21 protein-coding genes are annotated in these 21,318 nt (G+C 69.5%); 11 read left to right on the top strand and 10 right to left on the bottom strand.

Features of this window, described 5'->3' with window-relative positions; all coding sequences use genetic code 11:
• Window positions 1-64: 64 nt before the first annotated feature.
• Window positions 65-1,222 (bottom strand): DNA topoisomerase IB, encoded by a 1,158-nt coding sequence (locus OWC43_RS05790; protein WP_393956023.1) that lies wholly within the window; start codon window positions 1,220-1,222, stop codon window positions 65-67.
• Window positions 1,223-1,353: 131 nt separating this feature from the next.
• Between OWC43_RS05790 and OWC43_RS05785 the strand changes: the two genes are divergently transcribed.
• The 5 genes from OWC43_RS05785 (at window position 1,354) to OWC43_RS05765 (ending at window position 8,060) form a co-directional block, all read left to right on the top strand.
• Window positions 1,354-2,496: a glycosyltransferase family 4 protein gene (locus OWC43_RS05785; RefSeq protein ID WP_393956022.1), complete on the top strand. Its 1,143-nt coding sequence runs from the start codon at window positions 1,354-1,356 to the stop codon at window positions 2,494-2,496.
• The gene (locus OWC43_RS05780; protein ID WP_393956021.1) at window positions 2,493-3,143 is read left to right on the top strand and encodes a class I SAM-dependent methyltransferase; all 651 of its coding nucleotides are present in this window, start codon (window positions 2,493-2,495) and stop codon (window positions 3,141-3,143) included. The genes OWC43_RS05785 and OWC43_RS05780 overlap by 4 nt, the downstream gene beginning before the upstream one ends.
• A 115-nt stretch (window positions 3,144-3,258) precedes the next feature.
• Entirely contained in the window at window positions 3,259-6,159 is a 2,901-nt protein-coding gene (locus OWC43_RS05775; RefSeq protein ID WP_393956020.1) for a caspase family protein, read from the top strand.
• A gap of 247 nt (window positions 6,160-6,406) precedes the next feature.
• Window positions 6,407-7,657, top strand: coding sequence for a NupC/NupG family nucleoside CNT transporter (locus OWC43_RS05770; RefSeq protein ID WP_393956019.1), 1,251 nt, complete (start codon window positions 6,407-6,409; stop codon window positions 7,655-7,657).
• Between the two features lie 55 nt (window positions 7,658-7,712).
• On the top strand, window positions 7,713-8,060 hold the full coding sequence (locus OWC43_RS05765; protein ID WP_171015375.1) for a hypothetical protein: 348 nt from the start codon (window positions 7,713-7,715) through the stop codon (window positions 8,058-8,060).
• Here OWC43_RS05765 and OWC43_RS05760 read toward each other — a convergent pair.
• Window positions 8,023-8,727 (bottom strand): energy transducer TonB, encoded by a 705-nt coding sequence (locus tag OWC43_RS05760; protein WP_393956018.1) that lies wholly within the window; start codon window positions 8,725-8,727, stop codon window positions 8,023-8,025. The genes OWC43_RS05765 and OWC43_RS05760 overlap by 38 nt on opposite strands.
• A 221-nt stretch (window positions 8,728-8,948) precedes the next feature.
• On the opposite strand from OWC43_RS05760, the gene OWC43_RS05755 reads away from it, so the two are divergent.
• Window positions 8,949-9,920 (top strand): hypothetical protein, encoded by a 972-nt coding sequence (locus OWC43_RS05755; protein WP_373324435.1) that lies wholly within the window; start codon window positions 8,949-8,951, stop codon window positions 9,918-9,920.
• Window positions 9,921-9,937: 17 nt separating this feature from the next.
• On the opposite strand, the gene OWC43_RS05750 is transcribed toward OWC43_RS05755, so the two are convergent.
• Entirely contained in the window at window positions 9,938-11,869 is a 1,932-nt protein-coding gene (locus OWC43_RS05750; RefSeq protein ID WP_393956017.1) for a propionyl-CoA synthetase, read from the bottom strand.
• Between the two features lie 185 nt (window positions 11,870-12,054).
• A complete protein-coding gene (locus tag OWC43_RS05745; protein ID WP_393956016.1) occupies window positions 12,055-12,234 on the bottom strand; it encodes a YdcH family protein in 180 nt (59 codons plus the stop codon).
• A 245-nt stretch (window positions 12,235-12,479) separates the two neighbouring features.
• On the opposite strand from OWC43_RS05745, the gene OWC43_RS05740 reads away from it, so the two are divergent.
• Complete coding sequence (locus tag OWC43_RS05740) at window positions 12,480-12,701, top strand: YdcH family protein (RefSeq protein WP_137827601.1); 222 nt, start codon at window positions 12,480-12,482, stop codon at window positions 12,699-12,701.
• 23 nt (window positions 12,702-12,724) lie between these two features.
• On the opposite strand, the gene OWC43_RS05735 is transcribed toward OWC43_RS05740, so the two are convergent.
• On the bottom strand, window positions 12,725-12,901 hold the full coding sequence (locus OWC43_RS05735; RefSeq protein ID WP_091943260.1) for a DUF3606 domain-containing protein: 177 nt from the start codon (window positions 12,899-12,901) through the stop codon (window positions 12,725-12,727).
• Window positions 12,902-13,129: 228 nt separating this feature from the next.
• Here OWC43_RS05735 and purE point away from each other — a divergent pair, with 228 nt between their 5' ends.
• Together purE and OWC43_RS05725 are read left to right on the top strand one after the other, a co-directional pair.
• Window positions 13,130-13,627 carry a 5-(carboxyamino)imidazole ribonucleotide mutase gene (gene purE, locus OWC43_RS05730; RefSeq protein ID WP_137827474.1) on the top strand — a complete coding sequence of 166 codons (498 nt, stop codon included), beginning with the start codon at window positions 13,130-13,132 and terminating at the stop codon, window positions 13,625-13,627.
• 17 nt (window positions 13,628-13,644) lie between these two features.
• Complete coding sequence (locus tag OWC43_RS05725; RefSeq protein ID WP_393956015.1) at window positions 13,645-14,763, top strand: 5-(carboxyamino)imidazole ribonucleotide synthase; 1,119 nt, start codon at window positions 13,645-13,647, stop codon at window positions 14,761-14,763.
• 95 nt (window positions 14,764-14,858) lie between these two features.
• Here OWC43_RS05725 and OWC43_RS05720 read toward each other — a convergent pair whose 3' ends face one another.
• Complete coding sequence (locus OWC43_RS05720) at window positions 14,859-15,260, bottom strand: response regulator (RefSeq protein ID WP_393956014.1); 402 nt, start codon at window positions 15,258-15,260, stop codon at window positions 14,859-14,861.
• Window positions 15,261-15,667: 407 nt separating this feature from the next.
• Here OWC43_RS05720 and OWC43_RS05715 point away from each other — a divergent pair, with 407 nt between their 5' ends.
• Entirely contained in the window at window positions 15,668-16,534 is an 867-nt protein-coding gene (locus OWC43_RS05715) for a tetratricopeptide repeat protein (RefSeq protein WP_137827476.1), read from the top strand.
• A gap of 110 nt (window positions 16,535-16,644) precedes the next feature.
• A complete protein-coding gene (locus OWC43_RS05710) occupies window positions 16,645-17,022 on the top strand; it encodes a response regulator (RefSeq protein ID WP_393956013.1) in 378 nt (125 codons plus the stop codon).
• A 19-nt stretch (window positions 17,023-17,041) separates the two neighbouring features.
• Here the strand turns inward: OWC43_RS05710 and glpX are convergent, their stop codons facing one another.
• The 4 genes from glpX to OWC43_RS05690 all read right to left on the bottom strand — a co-directional run bounded on the left by glpX (window position 17,042) and on the right by OWC43_RS05690 (window position 21,178).
• The gene (glpX, locus tag OWC43_RS05705) at window positions 17,042-18,040 is read right to left on the bottom strand and encodes a class II fructose-bisphosphatase (RefSeq protein WP_137827478.1); all 999 of its coding nucleotides are present in this window, start codon (window positions 18,038-18,040) and stop codon (window positions 17,042-17,044) included.
• Between the two features lie 133 nt (window positions 18,041-18,173).
• On the bottom strand, window positions 18,174-19,493 hold the full coding sequence (locus tag OWC43_RS05700; protein ID WP_137827479.1) for a homoserine dehydrogenase: 1,320 nt from the start codon (window positions 19,491-19,493) through the stop codon (window positions 18,174-18,176).
• Between the two features lie 684 nt (window positions 19,494-20,177).
• On the bottom strand, window positions 20,178-20,552 hold the full coding sequence (locus OWC43_RS05695) for a TIGR02300 family protein (RefSeq protein WP_137827480.1): 375 nt from the start codon (window positions 20,550-20,552) through the stop codon (window positions 20,178-20,180).
• Between the two features lie 311 nt (window positions 20,553-20,863).
• Window positions 20,864-21,178 (bottom strand): hypothetical protein, encoded by a 315-nt coding sequence (locus OWC43_RS05690; RefSeq protein ID WP_393956012.1) that lies wholly within the window; start codon window positions 21,176-21,178, stop codon window positions 20,864-20,866.
• Between the last annotated feature and the right edge of the window lie 140 nt (window positions 21,179-21,318).

Here is a 21,318-nt window from a genome sequence, read left to right as displayed (position 1 = left end):
TGACGAGGCCCACCTGAGCGAGGCTCACGGCGGGTTTGCCGGGAAGGAGAGGCGAGCGAACCCCTTACGCCGCCTTCTCGGTCGCGGTTCGCTTGGCCGCCGTCGTGCCCTTCCGCTTGCCGGTTCGACGCGGCGCGTCCGGTGCGGTCACCTCAGCGAGACGGCCGCGCAACAGGCCGAGCACCGCCGCTTCCTCGGGGCGAAGGGTATCGAGGCCGTTGCGCAATTCCCCCTCGACCGCGTCCTTGATCTGCAGGAGCAGCCCACCTTCGAGGTAGCAGCCGAGGATCTCGGGGTGGATGTAGCATTTGCGGCAGATGGTCGGGGTGTTGCCGAGCCGGGCCGCCACGCCCTCGATCGCCGCCCGCAGGTTCTTCTTGGCGCCGGCCTCGCTGTCGAAGGCCTCGAACTCGCGCAGGGCCAGAGCCGCCAGGACGGTCCCGGCCCAGGTCCGGAAATCCTTGGCGGTGAAATCCTCGCCCGTGATCTCGCGCAGATAGGCATTGACGTCGGACGAGGTGACGTCGCGACGCTCACCCGCGTCGTCGAGATACTGGAACAGCTCCTGCCCCGGCAGATCCTGGCACGCCTTGACGATGCGGGCGACACGACGGTCGCGCACCGAGACCGACCATTCCTTGCCGCTCTTGCCCTTAAAGCGGAAGCGCATCTCCGAACCCGCGATCTTCACGTGCGGATCGCGCAGGGTGGTGAGGCCGTAGCTCTTGTTGGATCGGGCATAATCGTCGTTGCCGACACGGATCAGCGTCGTCTCGAGCAGGTGAACGATGGTGGCCAGCACCTTCTCCCGCTTGAGGCCGCGCTGGCTCATATCGGCGTCGATCCGGGCGCGGATACCCGGTAACGCCTCGGCGAAGGCCATGATCCGATGGAACTTGGAGGCCTCCCGCGCCTCGCGAAAACGGGGATGATAGCGGTACTGCTTGCGCCCCTTCTCGTCGCGGCCCGTCGCCTGGATATGGCCGTTCGCATGCGGGCAGATCCAGACATCGGTATAGGCCGGCGGGATCGCGAGGCTCTTCAGACGTTCGATCTCCGCCGCGTCCCGGATCGGCGCGCCCTTGGTGTCCAGATAGCGGAACCCCTTGCCGCTGCGCTTGCGCCGCAGGCCCGGCCGGGTGTCGTCCACGTAGCGCAATCCCGCCTCGCGGGCGGCCTCGCGCGGCTCGGCCACTCCGGCCCCGCCCCCGTCCGACAGCATGGCGACCTCCCGCCTCATTCTATTCACGACTCTGCGACGTTGAACGAGAACGGGAAGACGGGGCGGCCTGTTCCGGGACGATGCGCAGCGTCCGCTCCTTGCCGGGGGATCGGCCGTGCTATGGCCAGCGGATGAGCGCATCGCATGCCCGCAGGACCCTCGTCTTCGTCGTCACGGAGGATTGGTTCTTCGCCTCGCACTTTCTGCCGATGGCCCGCGCGGCGATCGGCATGGGGCTGTCGGTCGCGGTGGTGACGCGGGTGCGCGAGCACCGCGCCGTGATCGAGGCGGAGGGCGTCCGGGTGGTGCCGCTGGAGGCCGAGCGCTCCAGCCTCAACCCGATGACGGCGGGCTACGCCGCGGGCCAGCTCTCCGGCATCCTCAAGGCCCTGAACGCCGACATCGTCCACTGCATCGCCCTGCGCGGCATCCTGGTCGGGGGAACGGCGGCGGCGATGGCCGGCATTCCCCGCCGGGTCTTCGCTCTGACCGGCCTCGGCCTGCTCGGTGCCCGTGAGGATGCCACCGGCCGCCTGTCGCGGCTCGCCCTCAAGGGCCTGATCCGGGGACCGTTGGCGAGCCGCCAGACCCGCTTCCTCCTGGAGAATCCGGACGACGCCCGCGCCCTCGGCCTCGATCCATCCGACACCGCGGTCACGATCGTCGGCGGCGCGGGCGTCGATCCCGACGCCTTCGCGCCCCGCCCGCTTCCGCCCCCCTCCCCGCTCAGGATCGCCATCGTGGCGCGGATGCTGTGGTCGAAGGGCATCGACGTGGCGGTGGAGGCGGTGCGCCGCGCCCGCGCCGGGGGCGCGGCGGTCGAACTCTCGCTCTACGGCGCGCCCGATCCGTCGAACCGCCGGGCGATTCCGGAAGACACCCTGCGCGGGTGGGCCGGCGACGGCGTGACCTGGCACGGGCCCACCCGCGACGTGGCCGGAGCGTTCGCGGCCCATCATGTCGGCTGCCTGCCCTCGCGCGGCGGCGAGGGCCTGCCGCGTACGCTCCTCGAAGCCGCCGCCTGCGGGCGCGCCCTGTTGACCAGCGACGTACCGGGCTGCCGCGCCCTGGTGCGAAACGGGGTCGAGGGTGTGCTGGTGCCGCCGGGTGACGTGGACGCCCTCGCGGCGGCGTTGACCCAGCTCGCCGCCGATCCGGATCGGGTGGCACGGATGGGCGCGGCGGCGCGGACGCGGATCCTGGAAGACGGCTACACCGAGGCGGCGGTCGCGGCCTCCGTCGCGACGATCTACGCGGAGCTTCTCGCATCGTGACGCCCGCCCGCGCCCCCCTCGCCTTCATCCGCTCCCACACCCGCCTGCGGCCGGTGCCGCACGCGCCGGAGATCGCGCTGCATGTCGCCGACGAGGCGACGGCGCTCTGGCAGAAGACGGAGGAGGAGTTGGAGGCGATCGGCCTGCCGCCGCCCTTCTGGGCCTTCGCCTGGGCCGGCGGGCAGGCGCTGGCCCGCTACATCCTCGACCATCCGGAGACGGTGGCGGGGCGATCCGTCACCGATTTCGCCTCCGGATCGGGTCTCGTCGCCATCGCGGCCGCCAAGGCCGGCGCCGCACGGGTGCTGGCGAGCGATCTCGACGCCTTCGCGCTCCACGCCATCCCCCTCAACGCCGCCGTCAACGGCGTCGCCGACCGGATCGCGACGACCGGCGCGGACCTGATCGGGAGCGATGCCGAGTGCGTGCTGGCGGCGGACGTCTTTTATGAACGCGACCTCGGCCAAGCGGTCGGGGATTGGCTAGCAAGGCTACACGCGGCCGGTCGCACTGTTCTCATCGGCGATCCGGGCCGTTCCTACTTGCCGCGAGAGCGGCTGGTACCACTCGCGACCTATGAAGTCCCGGTCACACGCGATCTCGAAGACGCCGAGATCAAGAAATCGTGCGTTTGGACTTTTCGCTAGAGCGCGCAACCCCATCCTGAAAACGCCGAACTTGGTGTTCAGTCAGCATTCAAGCCGCGCGATTTCAATGCGGTAACGACCCGACGCGGATGCGCGCCGGGCAGGAGATGCGTCCATGTCCTGGTCGTCCCGTATCCTCGCAGCCCTGCTCTGTGTGGTGATTGGCCTTGCGCCGGGGCTGTCGGCCTCGGCCCAGGACACCGCGCGAAGCCAGAAGCGCATCGCCCTCGTGATCGGCAACGCGGCCTACGAGGCCGGTGCCCTCGCCACCCCCGCCAACGATGCCGGCCTCGTGGCGCAGACGCTGCAGGCCGCGGGCTTCGACGTGGTGGGTGCCCGCGACCTCGACGAGGATTCCCTGCGCAAGGCCCTGCGCGACTTCACCGATAAGGCGCAGAGTTCCGGTCCCGACACGGTCGCCTTCGTCTACCTCGCGGGCTACGGCCTCCAACTCGCGGGCGAGAACTACTTCGTGCCGGTCGATGCCCGCATCCCGGCCGCCGCCGACGTGCCGTCCCGGGCGCTGCGCCTGTCCGACTATACCCGCCAGCTCGCCGCCCTGCCGCTCGCCGCCCGCTTCGTTGTGCTGGACGGGGCGCGCAACGCCCCCTTCGCCCGGACCGGCGACCCCCTCGCGGGCGGCCTCGCCCTGACCGAGGCAGAGCCCGGCTCGCTCATCGCCTTCAATGCCAGCCCCGGCACGGTCGGCCCGGACGAGAAGGGTCCCTACGGCGCCTACGCCACGGCCCTCGTCGAGATGATCCGTGAGGGCGGCCTCGCCCCGGCTCAGGTGTTCGATCGGGTGCGCCTGCGCGTGGACGAGACCACCAAGGGTGCCGAAGTGCCCTGGCACTCCTCTCGGATCGACGCACGCTTCTCCTTCTTCGAGCGTGCGGCGGATGCGCCCGCGATCGGTCGGCCCGAGGAAGTGGCGTCCCTGCGCGCGCGTCCGCTTCGGGAGATCGGCGCCCGCGATGCCTACGCGGTCTGCCTGCAGCGCGACTCGATCGACGGCTACCAGGAATTCGTCCAGGCTTATCCCCGCGACGACATGGCCAAGCGCGTGCGCGCCCTCATCGCCGCCCGCCGCGAGGCGGTGACGTGGCGCCGCACCTGGATGGCCGACAGCCGGGACGCCTACTGGTCCTATCTCGACCGGTACCCGCGCGGACCGCACGCCTGGGACGCGCGCCGCCGCCTGCGCCAACTCTCGGCCGCGCTCGAACCGCCGCCGCGCTTCGTGGCGATCAGCTACGACGTTCCGCCGCCCCCGCCGGAGGAGATCGTCTATGTCGAGCGCCCGGCGCTCTATCTGGATGATCCGATCTACGCGTTCGCGCCGCCGCCGCCACCGCCGCCGATCTTCCTGCCGCCGCCGCCGGCCTACATCGTCGAACTCGCGCCGCCGCCGCCGCCGGTGGCCTATTACGCCTTGCCGACGCCGCTCTTCGTGCCCGTGCCGACCTATGTCAGCGCGCCGACCTATGTCGAGCCGCCGCCGAACAACGTCATCTATCAGAACATCCACAACGTCACGGTCATCAACACCATCAACGAGCGGAACATCGCCATTTCCCGCGATCCCGGCTCCGCACCGGCCGTCTCGCCGGGGCTCGCTGCCGGGGCGGGGGCGGTGGCCGGCGCCGCGATCGGTGCGGCGGCGGCCCGCGTGGCTCTGCCCCCGGCGGTGGCACAGAAAGCGGCCCTGCGCAGCCCGCCGACGAATTCGGCCCCGGGAACGCCGGGCTCGTTCGGCACTGCGCAGTCCGGCAACCCGCAACCGGGAACCGCACAGCCCAACACCGCTCAGCCGGGGCGCTCGGGGCCGTTGCCGGGCTCCGTCCCAGGCCAAGTGGCGCCGCAGCAGGCGGGCCAGCCCCAGCCCGTGCCGCCGCAAGCCAGCCGCCCCGGTGTGGCGCAGCCGAACGCGGTACAGAGCCAGCCCGGCCAGCCGAATACGCCCCTGGGCGTTGCCGGTCGCAACCCGCCGGCCCAGGCCCTTCCGGGAGCGAACGGCCAGCCGCTCCCGGCGCAGCCCGGCCGTCCGGGCGTCGCCCAGCCGGCCACCCCGAGTCAGCCCAGCGCCCCGGCCACCAATCAGCCGGCTCCGCAGCAGGCGGGCCGTCCTCTGCCCGGCGCGAACGGGCAGCCGCTGCCCCCGCAGCAGGCCGCACGTCCTGCGACGGGACAGCCGCTTCCGGCCCGCCCGGACGCCGCGCCCGGACGGGCCCAACCGGGCCAGCCCTTGCCCGGCGCGAACGGACAGCCGCTGCCGCCGCAGCAGGCCGGGCGCCAAGCCCCCCCCGGCAGTCCGACGGCCAGCCCCGCCGGCCGGCCGCAAGGTGTCAGCCCGCAGGGTGCCGAGGCACCCGACCGGCCCGCGCCCCAGCAGGCCGGCAGGCCAGGCCCTGCACCGGCCGGCCTCGCTCAGCCCAACGCTTCCCAGCCGAGCGCCGCCCAGCAGCGGCAGGATGCGGCCGCCCAGCGCCGTCAGCAGATCCAGGATCAGCAAGCCCAGGCCGCGCAGCAGCGTCAGCAGCAGGCGGATCAGGCCCGGCAGGCGGCCGCTCAACGCCAGCAGCAACAGGCGGATCAAGCCCGGCAGGCGGCGGCTCAGCGCCAGCAGCAGCAGGCGGATCAAGCCCGGCAGGCGGCAGCCCAGCGTCAGCAGCAACAGGCGGATCAAGCCCGGCAGGCAGCCGCCCAGCGTCAGCAGCAACAGGCGGATCAAGCCCGGCAGGCAGCCGCCCAGCGTCAGCAGCAGATGCAAGCGCAGCAGGCAGCCGCCCAGCGCCAACAGATGCAAGCGCAGCAGGCCGCCCAGCGTCAGCAGATGCAGGCGCAGCAGGCTGCAGCTCAACGTCAGCAACAGATGCAGGCGCAGCAAGCGGCGCAACAGGCGGCGCGCCAGCAGCAGCAGATGATGCAGCGCCAACAGGCCATGCCGCGTCCGGGCCCGCCTCCGGGCGGGAATGGCGGGGGACATGGCTGCCCGCCCGGCGTGCCCTGTCGCTAGGGAAACGGCCCGTTCGATCGTCGAAGGCGTTCGGACGGGCTGAGGCGGAATCGACCGGGAGCGTCGCTCGAACCCGCCGCCCAGGAGAGGTTTCGCCTGTGGGCGCGGCGTTCGCGACGATCAACGCGCATCCGAATCGAGCAAACCGCAGCGCAGTCTCCCGGATCGTCGGAAATCGCGCCCTTGCGATCCCGAGATGGATCGCGCATGCGCCCGATACGGATGGTTCGGGCCCGCGCAGAAACAGATGCTCGACAGATTGCTCCATGCCGGCGCGAGCATCGCCCTGCTCCTCGCAGTAGCGTTCGCGTTCTCCCTGAACCGGCGGGCGGTCCGGCCACGGGTCGTGCTGGCGGCACTCGCGCTTCAGGTCGGGATCGGAGCGCTGATCCTGTTCGTGCCGGCCGGGCGGGCGGGCCTCGAGCGCGTTGCCGGACTCGTCACGACGATCCTGTCCTTCGGCGACAAGGGCACCGCCTTCCTGTTCGGCGGCCTCGTCGAGCCGCGGATGTTCGAGCTGTTCGGGGGCTCGGGGTTCATCCTGGCGCTGCGGGTCCTCCCGCAGATCCTCTACGTCTCGGCGCTGATCGGCGTGCTCTACCATCTCGGGCTGATGCAGCGCCTCGCGCGCGTCCTCGGCGCGGGATTGCGGCGCCTGCTCGGTACGTCCTCGATCGAGTCGTTCTCGGCGGTCATCACCATCTTCATCGGCCAGAGCGAGATCGCGGTCGCCCTTCGGCCGTTCCTGACGCTTCTCACGAGCGCGGAGCTCTTCGCCGTGATGACAAGCGGGGCCGCCTCCACCGCCGGCTCGATCCTGGCCGGTTACGCCGCCCTCGGCGTCCCCATGGAGTACCTGCTGGCGGCCTCGTTCATGGCGATTCCCGGCGGGCTCCTTTACGCCAAGATCCTGTTCCCCTCCGAGGAACCGTCCCGCGTTCTGACGACGCGCGTCGAGTTCGGCGAAGCACGGGCGGCCAACCTGATCGAGGCCGCCGCGGACGGCACCCAGAAGGGCCTCGGCGTGGCGGTCGCGGTCGGGGCCATGCTGATCGCCTTCGTCGGGCTGATCGCCCTGCTCAACGCCCTGATCGGATGGATCGGCGGGCTTGCCGGCTTTCCCGACACGTCGATCGAGGGCATCCTCGGATGGCTGCTCTCCCCCCTGGCCTGGCTGCTCGGGGCGCCGTGGGAGCAGGCGCGCCTCGTCGGCGGTGCCATCGGCCAGAAGATCGCCTTCAACGAGTTCCTGGCCTACGCCACCCTCTCGCCGACCCTGAAGGCCGGCACGCTCGATCCGCGTACGGCGGCGATCGTGTGCTTCGCCCTGTGCGGCTTCGCCAACCTGACCTCGGTGGCGATCCAGCTCGCGAGTTTCACGAGCCTCGTGCCCGAACGCCGGGCCGAGATCGCCCGCCTCGGCCTGCGCGCGATCCTGGCCGGCACGCTCGCCAACCTCACGAGCGCGGCCATCGCCGGCCTTTTCATCGCGACCTGACGTTTTCCCTTCGCATCGCCATATGGCGGGCATGGATGGAGCGGGAGACGGAACCATGACGGTCACGGCGCAGGCGGTCACCGCGAAGGATTGGGACGCGCGGGTCGATCGCGCCTGTGCCAAGCTGCCGGAGCGCGGCCAACGGATCGTCGCATGGCTGCGGGAGCCCGCCCGCTTTCCCGTTCGGGTCGTGGCCGCGATTCTGCTGATCCTGGGCGGCATCTTCTCGATCCTGCCCGTGCTCGGCCTGTGGATGCTGCCCCTCGGCCTCGCTTTGCTGGCGCAGGACGTGCCGGCGCTCAAGGTGCCGATGGAGAAGACCGCCCTCTGGATCGAGCGGCAATGGCGGCGCCTGAAAGACCGGTTCAAGAAGGATGGGACTGGAACGGACCGCCGCGACTGATGATCCACCTCGTCTCCTTGATCGAGAGCGACAGCGTCAATTCGAGTGGTCCCAAGCCTTTCGGCGGCGGCGGCACCTTGAGCCCGACCGGGACGATCCGGAGGCCTAGATCGTCCACGGGCCGAAGCCCGGAGGACCGATCGATCTCCGATTTCGACACGGTGCCGTCTCGCTCGACCGTGTAGCGCATTTGGATCCATTGCCGGGCGAATGTGGAGACGGGAAGCCCGTCGATCCGGCGGCGAAAGAAGAGGTCGAGCTCACGCTGGTAGGCCGCCATTTCCGCCGGCATGACGGCCGGCCGCGCGTGGAATCGCAGGGGCACCGTGACGGTGAGTTTCGGAAGCACCGCGGCCGGGAGGGGCGGGAGCTTCAGCCCGACCGGAACGATCGTCAGAGCGACGCGGTCGGTCATCTTGTGGCCCGACGACGCCTGGATTTCCGATCGCGTCACCACGCCATCCCGCCCGATCGTGAAACGAACCGCGACCATTCCGGCCGGCGGGCGATGCCGGAGATTTTCCAACCGCTCCATGAGGATCGGGAGGATCGCTTCCCGATAGGCCCGTAGGCCCTCCTGATCGTTCGCCTCGTTGGCGCGTGCCGCGGACAGGCTGACGAGGCCGAGGAGCAACAGACCCAGCACCCAGATCGCACGCCGCACCATTCCCGCACGCTCCCGTCGTCGCGCTCAAGCTTGTAGGCGGCATCTTCGTCCTTCAACGAAAAATTGCAACATTTGTTATGAATCACTTCGCGTCCGGTTGCGGCATCGCGTTCACCGCCTGTCGCACCGCCTTGACAGTCAATGCCGGGCGGTCGACCCATCGCAGCCGTGAAGTCGGTCGAGAACGCGTTCTTCGGAGACGAGTGGTGAACCCGGTGCGTCTGTCCCTCCGCCGCCTGGCGGTCGCCATCCTGCTCACGGGGGCGGCGACGGTGACCTCCACCCCGCCCGTTCGCGCTCAGGCGGTCCAGGCCCAGGACGCCGTATTCCCACCGAGCTCCCGTTTCGGGTTCTCGGCGCCCGCGGGGATGACGGCCTCGAAGCGCTTCACTGGGTTCGAGCGTCGGGGCGGCGGCGCCGTCGTCTCGGTGGTCGAGTTGCCCGGCCCGGCCTACGAGGAGATGAAGCAGAGCTTCACCGACGAGACCCTGAAGACGCAGGGACTCGTCGTGCGCAGTCGCGAGCCGGTGACGCTCGCCGATGGTCTTGAGGGCGTGCTGTTCACCGGCGAGGCCACCGCCGCCGAGGGCATCCCCGCCGTCAACAAATGGCTCCTGATCGTCGGCGGCGGCGACGTCACCGGCCTCATCATCGCTCAGGTCGCGGTGGGCACCGAGAGCGATGAGAACATCCGGGCAATGCTCACCAGCGTGAAGCTGCGCCCCGCGCTCAGCCTCGACGAGCAGGTCGCCGCCCTGCCCTTCCGCATCGGCGATCCGGCGGGCTTCCGGCCGGTTCGGGCACTCGCCGGCAACTCGGTGCTCATGACGCTCGGCCCCCGCGACCAGATCTCCGCCATCGAGCAGCCGATCCTCGTGATCGCCCAGGCGACGCAGGCGCCGACGCCGCAGGAGCAGCGCGACGGCCTCGCCCGTCAGGCCCTGTTCGCCAACCAGACCATGAAGGACTTCCAGATCGAGCGCTCGCAGAGCTACCGCCAGAACGGCGTCGACTGGCACGAGATCGTGGCCCGCGCCGTCGACGTCCCGACGAGCACGCCGGTGGTCGTCGCCCAGACGATCCGCTTTAACCCGGACGGCTACATCCGCGCCGTCGGCGTCACCCGCGCCGAGCAGCGCTCCGACGTGCTGCCGCTGTTTCGGCAGGTGGTGGACAGCCTGCAGATGAAGTGAGGGTCAGGCGGGCGCCCTCACCCCCCGATCCCCCGCTCCTTCAGGCTCACCCCGATCTCCTCCAGCACCGCCGGATCCTCGATAGTCGGCGGCATGGCGAAATCCTCGCCGTCGGCGATGCGCTTCATCGTGGCGCGCAGGATCTTGCCCGAGCGCGTCTTGGGCAGGCGCCCGACGGTCAGGGCGAGGCGGAACGCCGCCACGGGGCCGATCTCGTCGCGCACCTTGGCGACGAGTTCCCGCTCGATGGTCTCCGGCGCCTTGTCGACCCCGGACTTGAGCACGACGAAGCCGCAGGGCGCCTCGCCCTTGAGGGCATCGCGGATGCCGATGACGGCGCATTCGGCCACGTCCGGGTGCGAGGCCAGCACCGCCTCCATGCCCCCGGTGGAGAGGCGATGGCCGGCGACGTTGATGATGTCGTCGGTGCGCCCCAGGACCGTGACGTAGCCGTCCGCATCGACCACGCCGGCATCCGAGGTGTCGTAATAGCCGGGGAAGGTGGTGAGGTAGCTCTGCTGGAAACGCGCATCGGCGTTCCACAGGGTCGGCAGGCAGCTCGGCGGCAGCGGCAGCTTGAGGGCGATGGTGCCCATCGTGCCCGTCGGCACCGGCTTTCCGGCCTCGTCGAGGACGTGGAGATCGTAGCCCGGCATGGGCTTGGCCGTGGAGCCGTGCTTCACGGGGAGCGGCTCGACACCGAGCGGATTGCCGGCGATGGCCCAGCCGGTCTCGGTCTGCCACCAATGGTCGATCACCGGCTTGCCGAGCGCCCGCTCGGCCCAGGCGACGGAATCCGGGTCGGCCCGCTCGCCGGCCAGGAACAGGGCGCGCAGGCGCGACAGGTCGTAATCGGCGAGCTTCTCGGCGCGCGGATCTTCCTTCTTGATGGCGCGCAGGGCCGTGGGAGCGGTGAACAGCGTCGCGACGCCGTGCTCGGCCGCGACCCGCCAGAAGGCGCCGGCATCCGGCGTGCCGACCGGCTTGCCCTCGTAGAGCACCGTCGTGCAGCCGTGCAGCAGCGGCGCGTAGACGATGTAGGAATGGCCCACCACCCAGCCGATGTCGGAGGCGCAGAAATACACCTCGCCGGGCGCCACGTCGTAGAGATGAGTCATCGACCAGGTCAGCGCGACGCAGTAGCCGCCGGAATCGCGCACCACGCCCTTCGGCCGCCCGGTCGTGCCCGAGGTATAGAGGATGTAGAGCGGATCCGTCGCCGCGACCGGCACCGGATCGGCCCGCCGCCCGTCGCGCTTGGCCTGCTCGACGCTGTCCGCCCAATCGCGATCGCGGCCTTCCGTCATCGCGGCGACGGCCTGGGGCCGCTGCAGGACGAGGCAGGCATCCGGCTTGTGGGCGGATCGGGCGATGGCGGCATCCAGCAGCGGCTTGTAGGCGACGATGCGGGACGGCTCGATGCCGCAGGAGGCCGCCAGGATCACCTTCGGCGCCGCATCCTCGATGCGCGCAGCGAGTTCGTTGGCGGCGAAGCCACCGAACACCACCGAGTGGATCGCCCCGAGCCGGGCACAGGCGAGCATGCCGAACAGGGCCTCGGGCACCATCGGCATGTAGATGACGACCCGGTCGCCCCGGCCGACCCCGAGATCGGCCAGCAAGCCGGCCAGGACCGCCACCTCGTCCCTCAGTTCGGCGTAGGTGATGGTCCGCCGGGTGCCGGTGACCGGTGAATCGTGGATGATGGCCGGCTGATCGGCGCGGCCGCCCTCGGCGTGGCGATCGACGGCGTTGCGGCAGACGTTGAGGCGGGCCTCCGGGAACCAGCGGCCATAGGCGCCCTGACCGGCATCGAAGGCGCGTGTTGGCGCGACGTCCCAATCGATCGCCCTGGCGGCCTCGAGCCAGAAGCCTTCGCGATCGTTCAACGACGCGGCGTGGAGATCGGCGTAGAGGCGCGGGGCCTGGGTCACGGGAACGTCTGACATGGGGCGTCTCGGGGCTTCCTCGATGGCCCGGTTCGGTCCGGGCTCGTCGGCGGCGATGATAGCGCGGATTTGCACGCCGCACCCCGAAAACGAAAGCCGCCGCGCTGGTTGCCCAGGCGGCGGAGAACGCGATCGACCAAAAGAAAAGGCCCGGCGGCGTTTGCCGCGGGCCCCGGGGGCTGCGCCTAGTGCAGTGTCTCGCTGGATTGCAGGCGCTGAATTTCGTCCTTGAGCTGCAGTTTCTTACGCTTGAGTTCGGCGATCCGAAGGTCGTTGGTGGAAGGTGACTGGATCGCGTCGTGGAGCTCGCGCTCAAGGGCGTCGTGCTTGGCGGCGAGCTGGCTCAAATGCGTCTGCAAGGACATGAGGTGTAGCTCCTCTATCGTTTCCGACTCGGGCAGACTGACACGGATTCGCGGCCCTGTCGAAGCCATTCGGCGGCAAAATGGATGCGGCTCTAACAAGCTGATTTCAAATTTCGCGGTCTTGGCGAAACGTTCTTTCCCGCCGTCATCCCCGCTCGAATCGGGCGTACCAAGCCTGCCGCCTTGCCCCGCCGGAAGGCTTGGCGCATGGTCGCGCCGGTCGGTGCGATGGCGTGTTTCGAGCGATGATGGCGGACGAGGTTGCCAACGATGTGAGCCCGGATCCGGCGGGCGAACTCACCCGTCTGCGCGAGGAGCACCGGGATCTCGACGAGGCCATCGAGGCGCTCAAGCTCAGCGTGGCGGGCGATCAGCTCCAGATCCAGCGGCTGAAGAAGCGCAAGCTCGTGCTGCGCGACCGGATCTCTCATCTCGAAGATCAGATGACGCCCGACATCATCGCCTGAGGCCGGGCGCCCGCGCGGTTCGGTTATTTCGCCAGATAGGCCGTGACGCTGGAGACGCGGGTGCCGACCATGCGGACGGCCTTGCGCAGACGCTCGTCGGAGACCTGCAGCAGATCGGCCCAGTGACGGCGGCTGGCGGTGTCGTGGATGTCGATGTGGGACGGGGTGCGGGCGCGCGTGGTCGGGTCCTGAACGGACATCGGAAGGCTCGCTGATGTGAAGGAAGGCCGAAAAGGCCGTTTCGCTCACAACGCGGAGGAGTGGTTTCGGCTCCGGACGATCCGCACGATCTGCAGCTTTTTCTTAAGGTATCCGCGGCTTGGCGGCCGCGCGGGTCCGGCCGCGCTTGCGGCCCTGCGCGCACGCCTGTTATGCGACCCGCTTCGCGGGCCGGGCCCGCCCCTCGGTCAGAGCGGATCAGGACGACGATGGCGGGATCTCCCCCGATCGCGATCATCATGGGAAGCCAGTCGGACTGGGCGACCATGCGGCATGCCGCCGAGACGCTCGACGCGCTCGGGCTCGTCTACGACGCGCGCATCGTCTCGGCCCATCGCACCCCCGATCGGCTCGTCGCCTTCGCCAAGGGGGCGCGGGAGGCCGGCTTCAAGGTGGTGATCGCGGGCGCGGGCGGTGCGGCGCATCTGCCGGGCATGGCCGCGGCGATGACCCCGCTGCCGGTCTTCGGCGTCCCGGTGGAATCGAAGGCGCTTTCGGGGCAGGACAGCTTGCTCTCGATCGTGCAGATGCCGGCGGGCATCCCCGTCGGCACGCTCGCCATCGGACGGGCCGGCGCCGTCAACGCGGCCCTGCTCGCCGCCGCGGTGCTGGCGCTGACCGATCCCGATCTCGCGGCCCGTCTCGATGCGTGGCGCGCGCGGCAGAGCGAATCCGTGGCCGAGCGGCCGGACACTACCCAACCCTGACAGATTCTCAGATCGCGATGACCCTCTCCACGCCTCAGCAGGTTCGGCCCGGCGCCACCCTCGGCATCGTCGGCGGCGGCCAGCTCGGCCGCATGATCGCGCTCGCGGCGGCGAATTACGGCCTCAAGGTCCATGTCTACGCCCCCGACGCCGACAGCCCGGCCTTCGATGTGGCCGCGGCCCATACGGTCGCGCCCTACGAGGACGAGACCGCCCTCGCGGCCTTCGCGGATGCTTGCGACGTCGTCACCTACGAGTTCGAGAACATCCCGCACGCGACCGCCGCGGTCCTCTCCGAGCACGCCACCGTACGTCCGAGCGCGCGGGCGTTGCTGACCACGCAGGACCGGCTGGTCGAGAAGGATTTCGTCAACGGTCTCGGCATCCCGACGGCGCCTTACCGGGCGGTCGAGACCGCGGCCGAACTCGATGCGGCTCTGGCCGATCTTGGGCGCCCGGCAATCCTGAAGACGCGTCGGTTCGGCTACGACGGCAAGGGCCAGCGCAGCATCCGCGCGGGTGACGATGCGGCCGCGATCCTGGCCGGCTTCAACGGCGTGCCCTGCATCCTGGAGGGCTTCGTCCCATTCCTGCGGGAGATCTCGGTGGTAGCGGCCCGCGGGCCCGACGGCGCCTTCGCGGCCTACGAACCCTGCGCCAACGAGCACCGCGACCATATCCTGGCGCTCACCCGCGTGCCCGCCCCCGGCCTCGACGCGGCGACCGGCGCGGCGGCGATCGACATCGCCCGGGCCATCGCCGAGGCGCTCGATTACGTCGGCGTCCTCGCCGTGGAGCTGTTCGAGGTGGAGGGCCCGGCGGGCGCGTCCCGCCTCGTCGTCAACGAGATCGCACCGCGGGTGCACAATTCCGGACATTGGACCACGGAAGGCGCCCTGACCTCGCAATTCGCCCAGGCGGTCCGCGCGGTCTGCGGCTGGCCCCTGGGCGACACCGCCCGCACCGGCGGCATGGCGGTCGAGATGGAGAACCTGATCGGCGATGCCGCCGACCGCTGGCCCGCGCTGCTGGGCGAGCCCGGCGCGCATCTCCACCTCTACGGCAAGGCCGAGGCCCGGCCCGGCCGCAAGATGGGCCATGTCACACGGTTGGTTCCGCCGCAGACCGAGGGCTAGGATCAGCCCGTAAGGTTGGTACCGGCTTTCGAAGAAAGCCGCCGCGATACAGAAGCTGAGCGGATCGCGCTGGATCCGAAATCCTGGGCGACCTGTCAGGCTCCGCTCTCGTTGCCAACCGACGTCTGCGCGTCCCGCAATTCGGCCACCAGCCGCACGAGCTGGGGTTCGCGGAACGGCTTCTGCAGCAGCGGCACGCCGGAGAATTGCTCCGGCACGGCGGCCGCATCGTAGCCGGTCGCGAAGAGATAGGGCACGCCGCGGGCATCGAGCGCTTCGGCCAACCGGTAGGCCGTCTCCCCGCGCAGACCGATATCGATGACGGCCGCGTCGAGCGGCTGGGCGAGCCCCGTCTCCATCACCTCGGGCAATTGCCCGAATGGGCCGACCACGGCCCCTCCGGCCCGCTCGATGACCCTCTGTGTTTCATGGGCGGTGAAATACTCGTCCTCCACCAGGAGGATGCGGAGGCCCGCCAGAGGGTATTGCGACGCCATTACCAAGACTCGTTCAACGATGCGGCCCAAATGGCCGCTGAGGAGACCCGAACGCCATGCGTTGCATCGTCACGGTATCGTGATGAGATGGGGCTCACAACGATGCCGTGACGGTCGCCCAAGATCGGGTCGAGAATTCCGGCACTCGGCGATAGGCCTTCATCGTAAAGCCTGTCGCGCATCGGCAACAGCCGACGAAAGTCCAACCTGAGCAGAACCTCTCCTTCGCGGCCGCCAAGGAGGGGCCACACCTTCGCCACATCGCAGCGCTTGAGCAGCGGGATCGGGCGTCGTTCTCGCGGACCTTAAGCGCCCGTTCACCGTGTTGCGGCAGCGTGTGCCCGACGCGAGGCGAACAGGTCCGCCGGGGCCGGCATCCGCGGCGGCGACGCGGGGGAGATACGGGAATGATCGGGATGACGCTGCAGGGGCCGAAGGCGAGGCTGGTCGGCGCCGTCGCACTGACGGCCGCGGCGCTCGCCGGCTGCGAAACCTACGGCACTGCGACCGCGCCGCGCCAGTTCGCGGTGGTCGAGGCCGACACGACGGGGGCCACCAACGTCAACATTGCCTCGCTGTCGGACGTGATCTCCCGCAATCCGTCGGATGCCGGTGCCTACAACACCCGCGGGGCCGCCTATGCCCGCTCAGGCCAGTTCGGCGAGGCGATCACCGATTTCTCGAAGTCGATCCAGCTCGACCCGAACTCGGCCTCGGCCTACAACAACCGCGCCCTGGCCTATCGCCAGACCGGCCGCACCGATGCGGCCATGCAGGACTTCTCGAAGGCCATCGCCAACGATCCGAACTTCTCCGCCGCCTATATCGGCCGTGCGAACCTGGAGCGGGCACAGGGCGATCTCGACGGCGCCTTGAACGACCTCAACGTCGCGATCCGCCTGGCCCCCGAATCGGCGGAAGCCTATCACGCCCGCGGTCTCGTGCGGCAGAAGCAGGGTCACAACCCGGAGGCGGTGGGCGACTTCGCCGCCGCCATCGATCGCAATCCCTTCGTCGCGGCCCCCTACGCCGCCCGAGGGCAGAGCCTGATCGCCATGAACCAGTACGACAAGGCGATCGAGGACTTCAACGCGGCGCTCAACGTCAACTCGAAGGATTCCGCGTCCTGGGCCTATCGCGGCCTCGCCTACGAGAAGACGAACCGTCGCAAGGAAGCGACCGAGAGCTATCAGCAGGCAGCCCGCCTCGATCCCAGCAATGCCATGGCCAAGCAGGGGATCGGCCGCACGCAGGGCGGCGGCGGCTTGTTCTGAGAAGTTCGAAGCGAGGACGAACCGGGTCTCATACCGCGAAGTTTCCCTGGCGAGGGTCTCGTCTCCGCTGCCGTCCGGCACGGAGACGAGCAAGACGCCGAGGGAACGTGATGATGCCACGATCCGAATTGCTTGCAGGGCGGAGCGTCCTCGTCGTCGAAGACGAATACTTCATCGCCGACGACATGCGGCGCATCTTCGAAGAGGGCGGTGCGACGGTGATCGGCCCGGTCGGCAGCGTCGGCGACGCGCTCAAAGTCATCGCCGATACGCCGAAGATCGACGGGGCGGTGCTCGACATCAACCTGCGCGAGATCATGGTCTTCCCGGTCGCCGATGCCTTGAGGCAACGCGGCGTCCCCTTCGTCTTCGCCACCGGTTACGAGCAGGCCGCGATCCCGCCGCACCTGCGCGACGCGGTTCATTGCGAGAAGCCGGTCGAGGCCGCCCGCATCGCCGAGATGCTGTTCGGCCGTTCGGCTCGCTGAGCGTGCGAGCGTCGTCCCGTCAGACCGGGGGAGACGCCTCCGGGCGGCGATGCTCGCTGGCGATGCGCCGGACCGTGCCGGTGTTCGAGCGATAGATCACCGTCTCGGTCTCGATCCGACCCGGGCGGAAGCGTACGCCGCACAACAGCGCTCCCGTGGTCACGCCGGTCGCCGCGACGATTACGTCGCCGCGGGCCATGTCGTGCATGTCGTATTTCCGGGTCGGATCGGTGATGCCCATCTTGGCCGCCCGCGACCGCTTGTCGGCGGAATCGAGGATCAGCCGGCCCTGCATCTGGCCGCCGATGCAGCGGAGCGCCGAAGCCGCGATCACGCCCTCGGGCGCGGCACCGCTGCCCATATAGATGTCGACACCGGTCTCGTCCGGCTTGGTGCAATGGATGATCGCGGCGATGTCGCCGTCCGAGATCAGCCGAATGCCGGCACCCGTGGCGCGAATTGCGGCGATCAGGTCCATATGCCGGGGCCGGTCGAGGATGATCGCGGTGATGCCGGACGGATCGACCCCCTTGGCACGGGCCAGCGAGGCGATGTTCTGGGCCGGGCTCCAATCGAGATCGACCGTGCCGGGGGGATAGCCCGGCCCGATGGCAATCTTCTGCATGTAGACGTCGGGAGCGGCCAGGAGGCTGCCGCGCTCGGCCACGGCCATCACGGCGATGGCACCCGGCATGTCCTTGGCGCAGAGGGTCGTGCCTTCCAACGGATCGACGGCGATATCGACCGCCGGGCCCGTGCCGTTGCCGACGCGCTCGCCGATGAAGAGCATCGGTGCCTCGTCGCGCTCGCCCTCACCGATCACCACGGTGCCCTCGACCGCGAGCACCATCAGTTCGGCCCGCATGGCATCGACGGCGGCTTGGTCGGCCTCCTTCTCGCGACCATGGCCGCGCAGCCGCGCCGCCGCGATGGCGGCGGCCTCGGTGACGCGCACCAATTCGAGGGTCAGACCCCGCGCCGTGGGATCGCTGAAGATTCCGGTATCGGCCGCCGACATCGCCCTGATCCCCTCGTCCCGGAAAGCCCGGCCGTCGCCGCCGCTGCCAGAACCGCCTACATGCACGGGAGTTCATGCAGCAACCGTCGACAGTCGAAAAGCCCGGCAAAATCCTGCCGGCACGGCATCCCCGTTATTCGCGTTCGATGCGGATCAATTGGGGCGCTTCCGCGAGCAGCCCGTCCCGGTCGATGGCGGCCAGCGCCTCGCGCACGGTCCCCTCGGTGGCCGCGTAGGTGATGAGGACCAGCGGCACCGGCTGGCCGGAACGACCCTGCGGATCGGTCGAGGCGGCCTTGGCGGATCGGCGCTGGACGATGCTCTCGATGGAGATCCCGGCCTCCGCCATGCGGGTCGCCACGCCCGCAGCGACGCCGGTGCGATCGTGAACGGTGAGGCGGATGTAGTAGCCGCCTTCGTGACGCTGCATCTCGACCCGGCGGGGCGCCGCCAGCCCGGCGACCGGGCGGCCGAAGGTCGGGCGCCGCACGCCCGCGGCGATGTCGGCGATGTCGGCGACGACCGCCGAGGCCGTGGCGTTCCCGCCAGCGCCGGGGCCGATCAGGGTCAGTTCACCGACCGCATCGGCATCGACCGTCACGGCGTTGGTGACCCCCATGACCTGGGCGATGGCCGAGGCCTTGGCCACCATGGTCGGGTGGACGCGCTGCTCGATGCCCGCCTCGGTCGCCTGGGCGACACCGAGGAGCTTGATGCGGTAGCCGAGTTCGTCGGCCATGGTGAGATCGAGCGGCTTGACGCCGGAAATGCCCTCGACGGACACGCCGTCCGCGTCGATCTCGACCCCGAAGGCGAGGCTCGTGAGGATCGCGAGCTTGTGGGCGGTGTCGAAGCCCTCGACATCGAAGGTCGGATCGGCCTCCGCATAGCCGAGCGCCTGCGCGTCCTTGAGGCAGGCCTCGAAGGTCAGCCCCTCCGCCTCCATTCGGCTGAGGATGTAGTTGCAGGTTCCGTTGAGGATTCCGTAGACGCGGCTGACGGCATTGCCGGCCAGGCCCTCGCGGATCGCCTTGATGATCGGGATGCCGCCGGCCACCGACGCTTCGTAGGCCAGCGCCACGCCCTTCTCCTCGGCCGCGTTGGCCAAAGCCGCGCCGTGGCGGGCGAGCAGCGCCTTGTTGGCGGTGACCACGTGCTTGCCGGCGGCGATGGCCGCCTCCACCGCATCCTTGGCCGGACCGTCCGCACCGCCGATCAACTCGACGAAGACGTCGATCTCCTCGGAGCGGGCCAAGGCCACCGGATCGTCGAACCAAGCGAAGCCGGACAGGTCGAGGCCGCGGTCGCGGCTCCTGTCGCGGGCCGAGATGGCGGTGACGGCGACCGTGCGGCCGGAGGCGGACAGCGCCTCGGCGCGACGCGCCACCATGCCCAACACGGCGGCGCCGACGGTGCCGAGACCGGCAATGCCGAGGCGAAGGGTCTGGGTCATGGGCGTGCCGTCTCGATTGTTCGGATGCGCGGCCCGGGCGGCGGTGGCTTTTCCCGGAGCCTCGAAGGGAGGCCGGCGAGAGGCGCGACGGCGCGTCCGGAACGGCGGGCACTTCTGCAACGATTTCGGCAGGCACGCAAGGAAACCGGGCTCGCCCCGACCGGCCGCCCGGGGACGGGGCGCGCCCCTTGAGCGGGAGGCCAGAAGCAACGGGAAGAGTATTGAGCAATAAACAGTCGAGAGGCTGGTATTTTGGTTTATTACAATACAATACTGCAACAAATTTGAAGACTGCAGCCTATTCGGAGGACTGCATCCTATCTAAAAGATGAAATCAACACAGAAAAAATCATAAGCCCCATCGCTGCGGCGACGCGCCTTGCGGCACTGTTCACTCTCGCCTCCGCGCAGGGCGGGTCGGCGGCGCCGACGGCCGTGCCGGAGAACGGCGCCTCGCCGGCCCGCAAGGCCCACCCGAGGAAGGCCGGCGACAACAGTGGCTCGGCACCGAATTTCCGGGATCCCGGCAGCAGCACGGGATCCGACGGCAATGCCACCCGGGATTCCTGCACGACCCCGAGCAAGATCCGGTCAAAGGCGCCGGGGACGGATGCTGCTGCCGGTCCCCGCGCCGTTCGATCACCGGACCGTAACATCGGGCCGGTGCGCCGTGCCGAAGGGGCGTCAGCCCTCCTCGTCGTTGTCGGAATCGTTGTCGATCAGGTCGGAGACGTCGTCGTCGCCGTCCTCTTCCTCGAGGAAGGTATCGTCGTCGCCGCCGGAGCTGGCATCGTCGCCGCCCTCCTCGTCGTCGACGCTGATATCGGCATCGTCGGTGGATTCCGCCTCATCGAGAGAGACGATTTCCGGGCCGCCCTTCTCCTCTTCCTCCTCGTCGTCATCCGCGGCGCGGCTGGCGATCGGCGGAGCGACGCGACTGGTGGCGACTTGGTAAATCGTGCCGCATTTCGGGCAGGTCGCCGGGTCGCGGTCGAGATCGTAGAACTTGGCACCGCAATTCATACACTGGCGTTTGACGCCAAGTTCCGGTCTAGCCACGGCAGCGAACCTCTGGGCAGATGTCGAAGGAAGGGGTCTGGGGAAGCGGCCCCGTTAGTCGCACCCCCTGCCCATGTCAAATGGGTTCGCGGTCCGTCCGAATACCTCGGCAAACCGACCGAGAAGGCCGTTCGCACCGACCACGAATAAAGAAAGGCGCGCCATCGTCGGGATGCGCGCGCCTTCAGGTGGTTCCGGGTCTCACAAAGGAACTGGCCAGAGGATTATCGTATCCCTCCGGCGTGCGATGTGCCTCGATCGCCACAGATCCCCGGCCCGCCGCCGTCATCGATCCGTCATAGAGCGGGCCTTCAGGCTTGGGGCGGCGGAGCCTCCGCCGCGCTCGCCCGCGATGCCGGATCAGGACGGGTGTCCGTGCGGCGAGCCAAGACACTCTGGCGCCGGTCGACGGCGACGCGCAGGAGGCGGATCAGAGGGACGTTGCTCGCCGACGGTCCGCGCTCGACGGCGTGAAGGACCGCTTCGAGGGCGACGACGCGCTCGCTCGGTCGGGCATACGCCGCTTCCAGCTCGGTCAAAGCATCGTGGATCCGCTCGGACAGGGTCGAGTCGGCAGCCGCAACGGCTTGGTCGATCGTGTGCAGGCAGCGGCGCACGGGCAGCATGGCGTCACATCATAGACATATGTTGTCGGCTGTCGATCCGGCCACCCGTACAGGCCCGTATCGCCAGAGCCGATCTCCGTTCGCCACGAGAACTGGGCATGAAAGCCCGGACGGGCCTTCCGGATGACGCGGACGGGCCC

The organism is Methylorubrum sp. POS3 (assembly GCF_043352485.1).
Lineage (GTDB): Bacteria > Pseudomonadota > Alphaproteobacteria > Rhizobiales > Beijerinckiaceae > Methylobacterium > Methylobacterium suomiense.
Note: the sequence above shows the minus strand (reverse complement) of the source record. Positions and strands in the feature narration are given on the sequence as shown.